This is a genomic window from Pseudomonas sp. S3_E10, assembly GCF_054667615.1.
The window spans coordinates 282,457-297,158 of sequence record NZ_CP162743.1 but is presented as its reverse complement, the minus strand read 5'-3'; the positions used below and the strand labels follow the sequence as shown (position 1 = coordinate 297,158).

Sequence of the window (14,702 nt, the reverse complement as noted above, 5' to 3'; positions counted from 1 at the left end):
CTCTAGCCGGCAATGCCGGACGCATGTGGGAGGGGGCAAGCCGCTTCCCACATTTGGACCTCGCCGGCTTATCGATCAGGCTTCGGGCATCAGTTGCTGGCGGCACTCCAGCACCAAGCGTGCGCCGCCTTGCTGACTGCTGCCCACCTCCAGCCTGAACCCATGCAGGTTGATGATCGCCGCCACGATCGACAAGCCCAATCCGAACCCGCCTTGCTGGTCACTTTCATCCACGCGGTAAAACCGTTGGAACACCGCCGCGCGTTCCGCTACCGGTATGCCCGGCCCGGAATCGTGCACTTCGATGCGGGTGCTGCCGGCATCGTTGACCCCGCGCAAAATCACCGTACCGCCCGCCGGGCTGAACTTGATCGAGTTGCTCAGCAGGTTGGACAGGGCTTCGAACAGCAGTGCGCGATCGCCGGTGATCCACGGCAGGGACTCCGGGGTTTCCAGGCGCAGCTGCAATTCACCTTCTTCGGCCAGCGGCAGGTAGAAGTCGTGCAATTCGCGCAGCAGTGGCAGCGGGTCCATGACCAGGAAACCGGAACGGCGCTGGTGGTCTTCCAGTTCGGAGATGCGCAACAGCCCGCGAAAGCGTGCCATCAGGGTGTCGGTCTCGGCAATCGCGTCGTCCAGTTTCAGCGCGTAGCCGCAACCCTGATCGGCCTCTTGCCGGATGCGGTAGAGCTGCGCCCGCAGGCGGGTGAGCGGGGTGCGCAGGTCATGGGCGATGTTGTCACACACGCCCTTGACCTCGTTCATCAGCTTCTCGATGCGGTCGAGCATCGCGTTGACGATGGCCGCGAGCATGTCCAGTTCGTCACGCCGATTGGACAGCGGCAGGCGGTGGGTGAGGTCGCCGGCGACGATGGCCTCGGCACTGGCCTGGATCCCACGGATACGCCGTAACGGCCTGCGACGTAGCAAATGCCAGCCGGCCGCGCCTGGGATAATCGTCAACGACAGCGCCCACAACAACGCGTGCCAGATAATCCGCGTCACGCCGAACAGCGAACCGTTGGCGCGCACCAGCACCAGCCAGCGGCCGTCGTCGGTGTGGGTCGCCACGGCATCGCAGCTGTCCTTGGGCAGCTTGGGGTCGTCGGAGTCGACACAGTTGCTCAGCGGGTGGATCTTGCCGTCCAGGGGCAGGTCGGGCGGGATCGCGCGGATCGGCCCACTCAGCGGGTGGAATTGCTCGTCGAACAGGCCGTAGGCGTCTACGCCCTTCATGTCGAAGGTCATGCTGGTGGTCAACGCTTCCACCAGCTCTTCACCGTCAAAACGCTGGAAGAGGTGCTGGCGCTGCATCAGCGAATGGCGCGACAGATCACTCAGGTAACCGGACACCTCGAAATACAGCACCCCCATGAGGATGCAACTCCAGGCCACGAACAGCGAACTGTACAGCGCCAGCAAACGGCTGCTGGAAGAACGCCAGCCTTTAGAGGGGTTCAGCAATGACATAACCCGAACCTCGTACCGTGCGGATCAGCGGCGTGAGGCCCGGGGGATCGATTTTCTTGCGCAGGCGACCGATATGCACGTCGATCAGGTTGGTGCCGGGGTCGAAGTGATAGCCCCAGACTTCCTCGAAAATCATCATTCGCGACAGGATCTGCCCGGTGTTGCGCATCAGGAATTCGAGCAATTTGTATTCGGTGGGCAACAGGCTCAGGGGCTGATCGGCGCGGCTGGCTTCGCGGCTGATCAGGTTGAGCTCCAGGTCGGCCACGCGCAGCGCGGTTTCAAATTCCTTGACCGTGCTTTTGCGCCGCAGCAGCACTTCGACGCGCGCGGCCATTTCATCGGAGGCAAACGGTTTGGTCAGATAGTCATCACCGCCGGCGCGCAGGCCGCGCACGCGTTCGTCCACATCAGAGAGGGCGCTGATCATCAGGATTGGCGTGGACACACCAATGGTGCGCAGGGTGGTGACGATGGCCAGGCCATCCAATTCCGGGAGCATGCGGTCGAGGGTGATCAAGTCGTAATCCCCACTCACGGCACGGACCAGGCCTTCGCGGCCGTTGTCCACCCAGTCTACGTCCAGTCCATGGCTACTCAGCTCGGCGACGATCTCGCGAGCCGTTACAGCGTCATCCTCGATGGTCAAAATGCGGGTCATAGGATTACCTGGTGAGCGATTCACACTGAAGTGCGGCTATTTTGCCAACAAATGCCTGAACGCTTCCTAAATAAAACTTCATGTTTTGCAGAACCGCCGCCGTTCAATCGCGCGCCCGCTCTCGCCCACGCAGGGCTGGGCGTGGGAATGCATTACGCCCGCCTCACGCTGTCATTTATTGCAAGTTGCATGGTTCGGGTAAGTTCAATTTAGTTAGGTGGTTGAAATATAAAGGTTTTGTTTTATTTGTCGACTGGCACGGCGCCTGCAATTTGGAGTGGGTAACACCCTTTTTCTGCCAGGAGCACAACAACAATGATCACATCCTCATCCATGCTGCAAGAATCGAGCACGCGCTCCGGGGTTTCCTGGGGGGCGATTTTTGCCGGGGCCGCTGCGGCGGCCGCATTGTCCCTGATCCTGGTATTGCTGGGCTTCGGCCTGGGCTTTTCGGCGGTATCGCCGTGGGCCGGCAGCGGTATCAGCGCCAAGGGGCTGGGCATTTCCACCATTGTTTGGCTGGCGTTTACCCAGATCGTGGCGTCCGGGCTGGGCGGTTACATCGCCGGCCGCTTGCGCGTGAAGTGGGCCAATATGCATGGCGATGAGGTGTATTTTCGCGACACCGCCCATGGTTTCCTGGCCTGGGCGGTGGCCACGCTGGTGACGGCGACCCTGGTGGTCGGCTCGGTCAGCAGTGTGGTCGGCGGCGGCGTGCAAGCCGGGGCCAGCGTGGCCTCGGGTGCGGCCCAGGCCGCCGGTACTGCGACGCAGGGCGTGAAGGGCGACGACTTCGGTTATTACGTCGACAGCTTGTTCCGCGATGATCGCCCCGTGGCCGTCAGCGATGACGCCGCCCATGGCGTGGTCGCGCGGATCTTTGCGCGCACCCTGAGCAACGATGGCCAACTCGCCGCTGAAGACCGCGCCTACCTGGCGCAGTTGATCAGCCAACGCACCAACCTCAGCCAGGCCGACGCCGAAGCGCGTATCGACAAGGTCTACGGCGACGCCCGTAAAGCCGTCGAAGACGCCAAGCTCAAAGCCAAACAGGCCGCCGACACCGCCGCCAAAGTCGCGGCCTGGACCGCGCTGTGGATGTTCATCGCCTTGTTGATCGGTGCATTCTTCGCCAGCTTCGCTGCCACCTTCGGCGGTCGTCGTCGCGATGCGGTGGTGTACGTCGATACCGAAACCTACGTTCGTTAATTCAAGGCCCATTCATTCAAGGAGAGCATCATGCGTTCATTACTTCTGTGGTTCCTCGGCGTGCCGATCCCGGTGATCATCCTGATCGCGATCTTCATGCACTGACCCCGAGCCCCGCGCGGTCCATTTAGTCAGTCGTCGAACCCGACTTGCTCGTGGATCTCATCCACCTTCAACTCCAACCGGTACGCCACCGCAATAAATAACGCCTGGCACAGGCACAGGGTGGCGCTCAACGAGCGGAAGGCAAACGACGAGCCTTCGTTCACCAACAGCACCGCATTCGCCCGCTTGGCCAGGGGCGACAGGTTGCTGTCGGTGATGATCAGGGTCTTGGCCTGGTGATGCTGGGCGATGCGCAGGCAGTGCTGGGTTTCTTTGCCGTAGGGCGTGAAGCTGATGGCGATCACCAGGTCATTGGCGCGCACGCTGCGCATCTGTTCGCGGTAGCTGCCGCCCAGCCCAGAGATCAGGTGAATGCGTTTGTTGGTGTGCTGCAGGTTGTAGACCAGGTAGTCCGCTACCGCAAAGGAGCGGCGCACACCAACCACATAGATATTGTCGGCGTTGACCACCAGGTCCACGGCCTTGTCGAACGCCACGTCATCCAGTTCCAGCCCCAGGCGCTCGATGCCCGACAGCGTGGCGTTGACGCATTCGCGCGCCAGGTCGCCGCCGCTGGCCTTCTGGGATTTATTGGCGATCATGCTGCGGATGCGTTGCTGGTAGTTCTGCACCGGCGTGGTCTTGTGGGTGTAGGCCTCGCGAAACAGTGCCTGCATCTCGCTGAACCCGCTGAACCCGAATCGCTGGGAAAACCGCACGATGGCCGAGGGGTGTACTTCGCATTCGCGGGCGATGTCGCTGATGCGGTCGACCATGATCCGGTCGCTTTGTTGGCTCATGTAGCTGGCGATGCGCTTGAGTTGGCGGGGCAGGCTTTCGTATTCGTCGGTGATCAGCTGCAACAGGCGTTCGGCATTGATCGGAGGGCTGGCGAGGGGGGCTTCCAGGGTGGTCTCGGGATCGGTGCGGGACATGGGCAATCCTTCTGGCGTGTTCGTCTGATGCGCTGATGGGTGGCGCAAGTCTACAGGGTAGGCGCAAAAAAATACCCCGGCATCACGGCCCCCGTGGCCTGCTGAAACGATGCACGGCGGCTGGCGTGCCATTATGCCGGCTTATTGGAAAAAATATTCCACTAAAAATAATTCTGGAATAAATATTGATTGGCGTCGCTGAACGTTCTAGTCTGCTCCCACCAAGAGCGTTTGCCGTCGCCACGGCGGCACAACGCAGGCTGATAAAAATAACAGGAGCCAGCATGGGCCAGACTCGTTTTGCCAGTGGGCGTCAATTGGATCTGATTTGCCTCGGGCGCCTGGGCGTCGACCTCTACGCACAGCAAGTGGGTGCGCGGCTTGAGGACGTGTCCAGCTTCGCCAAGTACCTCGGCGGGTCGTCCGCCAATATCGCCTTCGGCACCGCGCGGCTGGGGCTCAAGTCGGCGATGCTCAGCCGTGTGGGCGACGACCATATGGGGCGTTTCCTGGTGGAATCCCTGGCCCGCGAAGGTTGCGACGTCAGCGGCATCAAGGTCGACCCGGAACGCCTCACCGCCCTGGTGTTGCTGGGCCTCAAGGACCGCGAAACCTTCCCCTTGGTGTTTTACCGCGAAAACTGCGCCGACATGGCCCTGCGCGCCGAGGACATCAGCGAAGCCTTTATCGCCTCCAGCAAAGCGCTGCTGATCACCGGCACGCATTTTTCTACCGACAGCGTGTACAAGGCCAGCATCCAGGCCCTGGACTACGCCGCCAAACACAACGTCAAGCGCGTGCTGGACATCGACTACCGCCCGGTGCTGTGGGGCTTGGCGGGCAAGGCCGACGGTGAAACCCGTTTTGTCGCCGACCAGACGGTCAGCGCGCATGTGCAGAAGATCCTGCCGCGTTTCGACTTGATCGTGGGCACCGAAGAAGAATTCCTGATCGCCGGCGGCAGTGAAGACCTGCTCACCGCGCTGCGTACCGTGCGCGAAATCACCCCGGCTACGTTGGTCGTCAAGCTCGGCCCGCAGGGCTGCACGGTGATTCACGGGGCGATTCCTGCGCGCCTGGAAGACGGCGCGATCTACCCCGGTGTGCGCGTGGAGGTGCTTAACGTGCTGGGCGCTGGTGATGCGTTCATGTCGGGCTTTCTCAGTGGTTGGCTCAACGACGCCAGCGATGAGCGTTGCAGCCAACTGGCCAACGCCTGCGGTGGCCTGGTGGTGTCGCGCCACGCCTGCGCCCCGGCGATGCCAACCCCGGCCGAGCTGGATTATCTGTTCAACAGCCCGGTGCCGATCACCCGGCCCGACCAGGACGTGACCCTGCAGCGACTGCATCGCGTCAGCGTGCCGCGCAAGGCCTGGAAGCAACTGTTCATCTTCGCGTTTGACCACCGCTGGCAATTGGTCGACCTGGCGCAACGCGGCGGCCAGGACCCGGCGCGTATCAGCGATATCAAGCAGCTGTTTATCCAGGCCATCGAACGTGTGCAACACAAGCTCGCCGAGCAGGGCGTTGACGCCGACGTGGGCCTGTTGGCCGACCAGCGCTTCGGCCAGGACGCGCTCAACGCCGCCAGCGGTCGCGGCTGGTGGGTCGCGCGCCCGGTTGAGGTTCAGAACTCGCGCCCGCTGGCCTTCGAGCACGGCCGTTCGATTGGCAGCAATCTGATCGCCTGGCCCCAGGAGCAGATCATCAAGTGCCTGGTGCAATACCATCCCGACGACGAGCCCATGCTGCGCCTGGAACAGGAGGCGCAACTCAAGGCGGTGTACGACGCCTCTGTGGTCAGCGGTCATGAACTGCTGCTGGAAGTCATCCCGCCCAAGGATCATCCGTCCACCTACCCGGACGTGCTCTACCGCAGCCTCAAGCGCTTGTACAACCTGGGCATCTACCCGGCGTGGTGGAAGATCGAAGCGCAGACGGCCGAGGAGTGGACACGACTCGATGCGCTGATCAACGAGCGCGACCCGTATTGCCGTGGCGTGGTGCTGCTGGGGCTCAACGCCTCGCCGGAATGCTTGGCCGACGGCTTTCGGCAAGCACGCCTGAGCACTACCTGCCGAGGGTTTGCCGTGGGTCGCACGATCTTCCAGGAGCCGAGCAAGGCGTGGATGGCGGGGCAGATCGATGATGAAACCCTGGTCCAGCAGGTGCAGGCCACGTTCGAACAGCTTATCAACGCCTGGCGCAGTGCCCGAGGCTGAACACCGCTCTACAGGTGCAATGCAATCAAATGTGGGAGGGAGCAAGCCCCCTCCCACATAAAGCAGATCCAAGCGATCTCAGGTAAAACAACAAAAAGGTGCAGCCATGCCCGCAATCCGAATTGGCATCAACCCGATCTCCTGGAGCAACGACGACCTGCCGGCCCTGGGTGGTGAAACGCCGCTGAGCACCGCCTTGAGCGAAGGCAAGGAGATCGGCTACGAAGGTTTTGAACTCAACGGCAAGTTCCCCAAGGATGCCAAGGGCGTGAGCGAGGTACTGCGCCCCTATGACCTGGCGCTGGTCTCCGGCTGGTATTCCAGCCGCCTGGCGCGGCGTTCGGTGGCCGAGGAAATCGACGCGATTGCCGGCCATGTCGAGTTACTCAAACACAACGGCGCCACGGTGCTGGTGTACGGCGAGGTGGCCGATTCGATCCAGGGCTCGCGCATTCGCCTGATCGAACGCCCGCGTTTTCACAGCGAGCAGGCCTGGCAGGACTACGCCGACAAGCTCACGGAACTGGCGCGCTTTACCCTGTCCCAGGGCGTGCGCCTGGCGTACCACCACCATATGGGGGCCTACGTCGAGTCCCCCGAAGACATCGACCAACTGATGCGGCGAACGGGGCCGGAAGTCGGTCTGTTGTTCGACTCGGGCCACTGCTACATGGGCGGCGGCGAGCCTCTCCAAGTGCTGCGCACGCATATCGAGCGCGTCTGCCACGTGCATTTCAAGGACGTGCGCAAGCCCGTGGTGCAACTGGCGCGCAACCAGATGTGGAGCTTCCCCGATTGCATCGTCAACGGCACCTTCACGGTGCCCGGCGATGGCGATATCGACTTTGCCGAGCTGCTCGATGTGCTGCTGGCCGCGCGATACAAGGGTTGGCTGGTGGTGGAAGCCGAGCAGGACCCGGCCGTGGCGCCCAGCTATATCTACGCGAAAAAGGGTTACGACACCTTGCGCGCTCTGCTCAATGAGAGGACCCAACCATGAGCTTGTTGGTTAAAAGCAGCAAACGCGGGCAGACCATGGTTGCCCTGGAACAAGGGCGCCTTGAGTACGTCGGTTTCAGTGCCTACCGCTTGAGCCTGGGCGAAACGCTGCCGGTCAGCGCCGGCGACAAGGAGCTGTGCCTGGTACTGCTCAGCGGCCGGGTGAATATCGAAGGCGAAGGGTTCAACTGGCAGAACCTCGGTGATCGCCAGTCGGTATTTGAAGACAAGTCGCCGTTCGCCGCCTACCTGCCGCCTGGCACCTCGGCCCAGGTTACCGCCTTGAGCGACGTGCAGATTGCGGTGTGCGCCGCGCCCGGTACGCAGGGTTACGAACCGCGCCTGATCCGCCCCCAAGACTGCAAGCGCAGTGTGCGCGGCAAAGGCGCCAACACGCGTTATGTGTGCGACATCCTGCCCGACAGCGAGCCGGCCCATTCGCTGCTGGTGGTGGAAGTGCGCACGCCGTCGGGGCATTCATCGAGCTACCCGCCGCACAAGCACGACACCGACGACCTGCCGCACCAGAGCTTCCTGGAAGAGACCTACTACCACCAGGTCAACCCGCCCCAGGGCTTCGTGTTCCAGCGGGTGTACACCGACGATCGCAGCATCGACCAGGCCATGGCGGTGGAAAACAGCGACCTGGTGGTGGTGCCCAAGGGTTATCACCCGGTCAGCGTGCCGTATGGCTACGAATCTTATTACCTCAACGTCATGGCCGGCCCCAAGCGTGCCTGGCACTTTCACAACGACCCGCAGCACAGCTGGCTGCTGGACCTTTAAGCGGTTTTGGACGGAGAACAACAACAATGAAGTCGCCTCTACGTTTTGCCCTTAACCGCATGGTCGCGCCCAACCTGTCCCTGCCGGACTTCATCGGCTTGGCGGTTGCGCTCAAGTGCGACGCCATCGAGATCCGCAATGACCTCGCAGACCGTCAAATCGAATACGGCACGCCCGCCAGCCGCGTGCGTGAGTTATGCGCGGCGCAGGGCATTACGGTGCTGTCGATCAACGCGCTGTACCCCTTTGACGTCTGGAACGACGAACGCCGCGCCCAGGCGATCGAGCTGGCCACCTATGCCCGTGAATGCGGTGCCCAAGGCCTGGTGATGTGCCCGTTCAATGAGCCCGGCGACACGCGCAATGAGGCGCAGCGCGCCGCCGGTTTGCGCACCGCCTTGAGCGAGCTGGCGCCGATCCTGCGCGAGTATGGGCTTCTGGGTTTCGTCGAGCCCCTGGGGTTCGAAGAATGTTCGATGCGCCGCAAACGCGTGGCGGTGGACGCGATCCAGTCCATCGGTGGCCTGGACGTGTTCCGCCTGGTCCATGACACGTTCCACCATCACTTGGCCGGCGAGCAGGAGTTCTTCCCGCAACTGACCGGCCTGGTCCATATCTCCGGCGTGGAAGATGCCCAGGCGCCGCTCAACTCGATCCGTGACGGCCACCGCGTACTGGTGGGCGAGGGCGATATTCTTGGCAATGCCGCACAGATCGACACCTTGCTCAGCACCGGCTACAGCGGCTACCTGTCGTTCGAGCCGTTCGCGAAAAGTGTGCATGAGTTGGCGGATATCCAGCAGGCCTTGGGCGCAAGCATTGCCCACCTGCAAAAACGTTAAGGGGGGCGACATGACCACAACCCGACTGACCATGGCCCAGGCCCTGGTGAAGTTTCTGGATAACCAATACGTCGAAGTCGATGGCGTACAGAGCAAGTTTGTCGCCGGGGTGTTCACGATTTTCGGCCACGGCAACGTGCTGGGCCTGGGCCAGGCGCTGGAGCAGGACAGTGGCGACCTGGTGGTGCATCAGGGCCGCAACGAGCAGGGCATGGCCCATGCCGCCATCGGTTTTGCCAAGCAGCATTTGCGCCGCAAGATCTACGCGTGCACCGCATCGGTCGGCCCCGGCGCGGCGAATATGCTCACCGCCGCGGCGACCGCCACCGCCAACCGTATTCCGTTGCTGTTGCTGCCCGGCGATGTGTACGCCAGTCGCCAGCCCGACCCGGTGCTGCAACAGATCGAGCAGTTCCACGACTTGAGCATCAGCACCAACGATGCATTTCGCTCGGTGAGCAAGTACTGGGACCGCATCAACCGTCCCGAGCAACTGATGAGCGCCGCGATCCATGCCATGCGTGTGTTGACCGACCCGGCGGAAACCGGCGCCGTGACCTTGGCGCTGCCCCAGGATGTGCAGGCCGAAGCCTGGGACTACCCGGATTACTTCCTGCAAAAGCGCGTGCACCGTATTGACCGGCGCCCGCCCAGCGCGGCGATGATCGGCGATGCGTTGGCGGCTTTTCGCGGCAAGCGCAAACCGCTGATCATCTGCGGTGGCGGGGTCAAGTACGCCGGCGCGAATGCCGCGCTGCAAGCCTTCGCCGAGCGCTTTGATATTCCGTTCGCCGAGACTCAAGCGGGTAAAAGCGCGCTGGTGTCCAGCCACCCGCTTAACGTCGGCGGCATTGGCGAAACCGGCTGCCTGGCGGCCAACCTGTTGGCGCCCGAGGCGGATCTGATCATCGGCATCGGCACCCGCTACACCGACTTCACCACCTCGTCCAAGTCGCTGTTCAAGCATGCCGAGGTCAAGTTCCTCAACCTGAATATCAGCCCCTGCGATGCGTTGAAACTCGACGGCGTACAGGTGCTGGGTGATGCCAGAGTTGCCCTCGACGCGCTGGCCGACGCCCTGGGCGATTACCGCTCCGGTTGGGGTGAACAGGTGCGTGACGCCAAGGCGCAACTGGATGCCGAAGTGGACCGTGTGCATCAGGTGGAGTACTCGGGCGATGCCTTCGTGCCGGAAGTCGACGACCACCTGGACCGTGCGGTACTGCGTGAATTTATCGAGCTGACCGGTTCCTGCCTGACCCAGAGCCGGGTGCTCGGCGTGCTCAACGACAGCCTGGCCGACGATGCGATCATCGTCGCCGCCGCCGGCAGCCTGCCCGGCGACCTGCAGCGCGCCTGGCGCAGCAAAGGCGTGAACACCTATCACGTCGAATACGGCTACTCGTGCATGGGGTACGAGATCAACGCCGCCCTCGGCGTGAAGCTGGCCGAACCAACCAAGGAGGTGTATGCGCTGGTCGGCGATGGCTCCTACATGATGTTGCATTCCGAGCTGGCCACCTCGATCCAGGAGCGCCGCAAGATCAACGTGGTGCTGCTGGACAACATGGCCTTCGGTTGCATCAACAACCTGCAGATCGGTAACGGCATGGACAGCTTCGGCACCGAGTTCCGCTACCGCAACCCCGAGAGCGGCAAGCTCGACGGCGGCCTGGTGCCGGTGGATTTCGCCATGAGCGCGGCGGCTTATGGCTGCAAGACCTACAAGGTCAGCAGCGTCGAGCAACTCCAGGCCGCGCTGGCCGATGCGCGCACGCAAACGGTCTCGACCCTGATCGACATCAAGGTCCTGCCCAAAACCATGGTCCACGGCTACCTGTCGTGGTGGCGGGTGGGCGTGGCGCAGGTGTCCACCAGCGAACGCACGAATGCCGCTGCAAAAAAACTCAATGAACACCTGGCGAAGGCCCGGCAGTACTAATAACAAGAGGAGTGTTTGTATGTCGTTGAAGCTTGGAGTGATCGGTACCGGTGCCATCGGCCGTGACCATATTCGTCGTTGCAGCCAGACCCTGCTCAATAGCCAGGTGGTGGCGGTGACCGACATCAACCTTGAGCAAGCGGCCAAGGTGGTCGCGGATTTGAAACTGGGCGCCGAGGTGTACCCGGACGGCCATGCGCTGATCAACTCGCCACAGGTTGAAGCCATCCTGGTGACCTCCTGGGGTCCCAGCCATGAAGAATTCGTACTCGCCGCCATCGCCGCCGGCAAACCGGTGTTCTGTGAAAAACCCCTGGCGGTGACTGCCGAAGGCTGCCGCCGGATCGTCGACGCCGAAGTGGCCCACGGCAAGCGCCTGGTGCAAGTGGGCTTCATGCGTCCGTATGACGAAGGCTATCGCGCCCTCAAGGCGGTGATCGACAGCGGCCAGATCGGCGAGCCGTTGATGCTGCACTGCGCCCACCGCAACCCGACGGTAGGTGAGAACTACAAGACCGACATGGCGATCACCGACACCTTGATCCACGAGCTGGACGTACTGCGTTGGTTGCTCAACGACGACTACGTTTCCGTGCAAGTGGTGTTTCCGCGCAAGACCAGCAAGGCGTTGGCGCACTTGCGCGACCCGCAGATCGTGCTGCTGGAGACCGCCAAGGGCACGCGTATCGACGTGGAAGTGTTCGTGAACTGCCAATACGGCTATGACATCCAGTGCGAAGTGGTGGGGGAGACCGGTATCGCCAAATTGCCGGAGCCTTCCCAGGTGCAACTGCGCAGCGGCGCGAAGTTGTCCAATGCGATTCTGATGGATTGGAAAGACCGGTTCATCGGCGCGTATGACGTGGAGTTGCAGGCGTTCATCGACAGCGTGCGCGCTGGCCAGGTCGGTGGGCCGTCGGCGTGGGATGGTTTCGCGGCGGCGGTGGCGGCGGATGCGTGTATCCAGGCGCAGGGCAGTGAGCAGATCGTCAAGATCAGCCTGCCGGATCGCCCGCACTTCTACGGCTGATCGCAAATCCACAGGTGGAATGCAGTCGGTGTGGGAGGGGGCTTGCCTCCGATGGCGGTGGGTCAGATAAATTTTTTTGACTGACACACTGTTATCGGGGGCAAGCCCCCTCCCACATTTGACTCGGTTTCCACTTCTAAGAAGGAGTGAGTTCATGCGAATCGGACTAGTCGGCTACGGCCATGGAGGGCGCTTTTTTCATGCGCCGCTGATTGCAACACTGCCCGGCGCCACGTTTGTTGGCGTCGTCACCCGTTCCCCCGAGCGCCGCCAACAGTTGAATACCGACCACCCCGGCCTCCAAGCCTTCGACTGCATCGGCCAGATCGTCGAAGCCGGGGTCGACGCCCTCGTTATCTCTACCACTCTCAAAGGCCGCCCGGCGCTGGTGCTGGAAGCCATCGAACATGGCCTGGCGGTGGTCAGCGACAAACCCTTCGCCGCCAACGCCGAACAGGCCCATGCACTGATCATTGCCGCCGAGCGCCATGAAGTGTTGCTGAGCGTCTACCAGAACCGGCGTTGGGACTCGGATTACCTGACCCTGCGCAAGCTCATCGACGCCGGTGCCCTGGGCACCATTACCCGGTTTGAGTCGCGGGTGGAACGCTACAGCCCGCAAGCGGTGGGCAACGCCAGCGGCGGTGGCTGGCTGCGCGATTTGGGCAGCCACCTGGTGGACCAGGCGCTGCAATTGTTCGGCCCGGTGGACCGGGTGTTCGCGCAGTTGCACTACACGGCCGAACACCCCAGCGTCGACCACGGTTTTTTCGTGTCCCTGACCCACGCCAACGGGGTGATTTCCCACCTGTGGGGCAATGCCCTGCAAAACAGCCAGGCCCCGCGTTTTCGCGTCAGTGGCAGTGCGGGCTGTTACACCGTGGAGGGGCTCGACGGTCAGGAAGAAGCGCTGATGGCCGGCAAATCACCGAAAACCGAAGGCGAGCACTGGGGCGCTGAAGAGCATCGCCGTTGGGGCTGGTTCGAACACGGCGGGGAGCGCGAGCGGGTGCCGTCGGAGAAAGGTTGCTGGACGCAGTTCTATCGCCAGTTGCAAGCCGCTGTGCAAGGGCAGGGCGTGTTGCCCGTGAGCGCCTATGACGCCCTGGAAACCACCCGTATATTGGACGCCGCACGCCTGAGCGCCGAGCGCCAGCAGGTGGTTTCAACAAAAATAGAATTAAATTCTAAAACAAGTTGATATGGAAATTATTTTCCAATAAAGTCTTTTCCAGGTTGCATAAAGTACGTCTGGGCCCGATCCCCGGCGACTCAACAAAAACAAGATCAAAAACAACCAGGTACCGTCAGATGAAAATCTTCAACGCTGTACTGCGAGTTTTACGCCCCGCCCAAACGCCCCGCGCTCTGCCCCGCGCCCGGCCGTTCTACTTCTCCTTCCTTAATGTGCTGTGCGTCGAAAACCACGGCGCGCTGGTCTGCTGCATTCCCGGCGCACCGGTCGTGCGACTGCCCGCCGAGCGCTGATAAACGCAACCTCTGATAAACGCAACGTCCACAAAACCAACAAGAAACTGGAGACAGACCGTTCATGAAGACCCCGATCCGTTTTACCGCGCTGGCCCTGTCCATGCTCCTGGCCAGCGGTGTTGCCTCGGCTGCCGACCTGAAGATAGGCGTGAGCATGTCCGCCTTCGATGACACGTTCCTAACCTACCTGCGCGAAGACATGGACAAGCAAGCCAAGTCCTATCCAAAAGGTGACGGCGTGCAGTTGCAGTTCGAAGACGCCCGCGCCGATGTGGTCAAGCAACTGAGCCAGGTCGAGAATTTTATCAGCCAGAAAGTCGACGCCATCATCGTCAACCCGGTGGACACCGCCTCTACGGCGAACATTATCAAGGCCGCTACCGCTGCAAAAATTCCGCTGGTGTTCGTCAACCGCCGTCCTGACAGCGCGACGCTCGCCCCAGGCGTCGCGGCGGTGGTGTCCGATGACATCGAGGCCGGCAAGTTGCAAATGCAATACATCGCCGAAAAACTCGGCGGCAAGGGCAACGTCGTGATTCTGTTGGGTGACCTGGCGAACAATTCCACCACCAACCGCACCAAGGGCGTGAAGGAGGTCCTGACCAAGTACCCAGGCATCAAGATCGAGCAGGAACAGACCGGCATCTGGTTGCGTGACAGGGGCATGACCTTGGTCAATGACTGGTTGACTCAAGGCCGCGATTTCGACGCGGTGCTGGCCAATAACGATGAAATGGCGATTGGCGCGTCCATGGCGCTGAAATCGGCAGGCAAGAAAGGCGTGCTGATCGCGGGTGTCGACGGCACGCCGGATGGCCTCAACGCGATCACCAAGGGCGACATGACGGTGTCGGCGTTCCAGGATGCCAAGGGCCAGGCGGACAAGTCGGTCGAAACGGCGCGCAAGATGGCCAAGAACGAACCCATCGAGCAGAACGTGATCATCCCGTTCCAACTGATCACGCCGGACAACGTCGCCAAGTTCAAGTAGCCCTGACATAACAACAACG

General features: G+C 61.9%; 13 protein-coding genes. 10 read left to right on the top strand and 3 right to left on the bottom strand.

Features of this window, described 5'->3' with window-relative positions:
- Positions 1-75: 75 nt before the first annotated feature.
- On the bottom strand, positions 76-1,470 hold the full coding sequence (locus AB4N98_RS01230) for a sensor histidine kinase (protein ID WP_017530315.1): 1,395 nt from the start codon (positions 1,468-1,470) through the stop codon (positions 76-78).
- A complete protein-coding gene (locus AB4N98_RS01225) occupies positions 1,448-2,131 on the bottom strand; it encodes a response regulator transcription factor (RefSeq protein ID WP_010564812.1) in 684 nt (227 codons plus the stop codon). The genes AB4N98_RS01230 and AB4N98_RS01225 overlap by 23 nt, the downstream gene beginning before the upstream one ends.
- A 315-nt stretch (positions 2,132-2,446) precedes the next feature.
- On the opposite strand from AB4N98_RS01225, the gene AB4N98_RS01220 reads away from it, so the two are divergent.
- Positions 2,447-3,340 (top strand): hypothetical protein, encoded by an 894-nt coding sequence (locus AB4N98_RS01220; RefSeq protein ID WP_017530316.1) that lies wholly within the window; start codon positions 2,447-2,449, stop codon positions 3,338-3,340.
- Positions 3,341-3,471: 131 nt separating this feature from the next.
- On the opposite strand, the gene AB4N98_RS01215 is transcribed toward AB4N98_RS01220, so the two are convergent.
- The gene (locus AB4N98_RS01215; RefSeq protein ID WP_017530318.1) at positions 3,472-4,380 is read right to left on the bottom strand and encodes a MurR/RpiR family transcriptional regulator; all 909 of its coding nucleotides are present in this window, start codon (positions 4,378-4,380) and stop codon (positions 3,472-3,474) included.
- Positions 4,381-4,664: 284 nt separating this feature from the next.
- Here AB4N98_RS01215 and AB4N98_RS01210 point away from each other — a divergent pair, with 284 nt between their 5' ends.
- The 9 genes from AB4N98_RS01210 to AB4N98_RS01170 all read left to right on the top strand — a co-directional run bounded on the left by AB4N98_RS01210 (position 4,665) and on the right by AB4N98_RS01170 (position 14,683).
- The gene (locus AB4N98_RS01210) at positions 4,665-6,602 is read left to right on the top strand and encodes a bifunctional 5-dehydro-2-deoxygluconokinase/5-dehydro-2-deoxyphosphogluconate aldolase (protein ID WP_065878316.1); all 1,938 of its coding nucleotides are present in this window, start codon (positions 4,665-4,667) and stop codon (positions 6,600-6,602) included.
- 106 nt (positions 6,603-6,708) lie between these two features.
- Positions 6,709-7,602 carry a myo-inosose-2 dehydratase gene (gene iolE, locus AB4N98_RS01205; RefSeq protein ID WP_017530320.1) on the top strand — a complete coding sequence of 298 codons (894 nt, stop codon included), beginning with the start codon at positions 6,709-6,711 and terminating at the stop codon, positions 7,600-7,602.
- Positions 7,599-8,387, top strand: a complete 789-nt coding sequence (gene iolB / locus AB4N98_RS01200) for a 5-deoxy-glucuronate isomerase (protein WP_017530321.1) — start codon at positions 7,599-7,601, stop codon at positions 8,385-8,387. Before iolE ends, iolB begins: the two co-directional genes overlap by 4 nt.
- A 26-nt stretch (positions 8,388-8,413) precedes the next feature.
- Positions 8,414-9,229: a TIM barrel protein gene (locus AB4N98_RS01195; RefSeq protein WP_017530322.1), complete on the top strand. Its 816-nt coding sequence runs from the start codon at positions 8,414-8,416 to the stop codon at positions 9,227-9,229.
- Between the two features lie 10 nt (positions 9,230-9,239).
- The gene (iolD, locus tag AB4N98_RS01190) at positions 9,240-11,171 is read left to right on the top strand and encodes a 3D-(3,5/4)-trihydroxycyclohexane-1,2-dione acylhydrolase (decyclizing) (RefSeq protein ID WP_017530323.1); all 1,932 of its coding nucleotides are present in this window, start codon (positions 9,240-9,242) and stop codon (positions 11,169-11,171) included.
- A gap of 19 nt (positions 11,172-11,190) precedes the next feature.
- On the top strand, positions 11,191-12,201 hold the full coding sequence (locus AB4N98_RS01185; RefSeq protein ID WP_017530324.1) for a bifunctional inositol 2-dehydrogenase/D-chiro-inositol 1-dehydrogenase: 1,011 nt from the start codon (positions 11,191-11,193) through the stop codon (positions 12,199-12,201).
- A 154-nt stretch (positions 12,202-12,355) separates the two neighbouring features.
- Positions 12,356-13,402, top strand: coding sequence for a Gfo/Idh/MocA family protein (locus AB4N98_RS01180; RefSeq protein WP_017530325.1), 1,047 nt, complete (start codon positions 12,356-12,358; stop codon positions 13,400-13,402).
- Between the two features lie 110 nt (positions 13,403-13,512).
- On the top strand, positions 13,513-13,689 hold the full coding sequence (locus tag AB4N98_RS01175; protein ID WP_175404205.1) for a hypothetical protein: 177 nt from the start codon (positions 13,513-13,515) through the stop codon (positions 13,687-13,689).
- Between the two features lie 64 nt (positions 13,690-13,753).
- Entirely contained in the window at positions 13,754-14,683 is a 930-nt protein-coding gene (locus AB4N98_RS01170; protein ID WP_017530326.1) for a sugar ABC transporter substrate-binding protein, read from the top strand.
- The last annotated feature ends 19 nt before the right edge of the window (positions 14,684-14,702 follow it).

Excerpts from the sequence above, each read along its gene's own strand:
- AB4N98_RS01230 (WP_017530315.1), bottom strand. The coding sequence starts at position 1,470 with ATGTCATTGCTGAACCCCTCTAAAGGCTGGCGTTCTTCCAGCAGCCGT.
- AB4N98_RS01175 (WP_175404205.1), top strand. The coding sequence starts at position 13,513 with ATGAAAATCTTCAACGCTGTACTGCGAGTTTTACGCCCCGCCCAAACG.
- AB4N98_RS01220 (WP_017530316.1), top strand. The coding sequence starts at position 2,447 with ATGATCACATCCTCATCCATGCTGCAAGAATCGAGCACGCGCTCCGGG.
- iolD (WP_017530323.1), top strand. The coding sequence starts at position 9,240 with ATGACCACAACCCGACTGACCATGGCCCAGGCCCTGGTGAAGTTTCTG.
- AB4N98_RS01195 (WP_017530322.1), top strand. The coding sequence starts at position 8,414 with ATGAAGTCGCCTCTACGTTTTGCCCTTAACCGCATGGTCGCGCCCAAC.
- AB4N98_RS01170 (WP_017530326.1), top strand. The coding sequence starts at position 13,754 with ATGAAGACCCCGATCCGTTTTACCGCGCTGGCCCTGTCCATGCTCCTG.
- AB4N98_RS01180 (WP_017530325.1), top strand. The coding sequence starts at position 12,356 with ATGCGAATCGGACTAGTCGGCTACGGCCATGGAGGGCGCTTTTTTCAT.
- iolB (WP_017530321.1), top strand. The coding sequence starts at position 7,599 with ATGAGCTTGTTGGTTAAAAGCAGCAAACGCGGGCAGACCATGGTTGCC.
- iolE (WP_017530320.1), top strand. The coding sequence starts at position 6,709 with ATGCCCGCAATCCGAATTGGCATCAACCCGATCTCCTGGAGCAACGAC.
- AB4N98_RS01225 (WP_010564812.1), bottom strand. The coding sequence starts at position 2,131 with ATGACCCGCATTTTGACCATCGAGGATGACGCTGTAACGGCTCGCGAG.
- AB4N98_RS01185 (WP_017530324.1), top strand. The coding sequence starts at position 11,191 with ATGTCGTTGAAGCTTGGAGTGATCGGTACCGGTGCCATCGGCCGTGAC.
- AB4N98_RS01210 (WP_065878316.1), top strand. The coding sequence starts at position 4,665 with ATGGGCCAGACTCGTTTTGCCAGTGGGCGTCAATTGGATCTGATTTGC.
- AB4N98_RS01215 (WP_017530318.1), bottom strand. The coding sequence starts at position 4,380 with ATGTCCCGCACCGATCCCGAGACCACCCTGGAAGCCCCCCTCGCCAGC.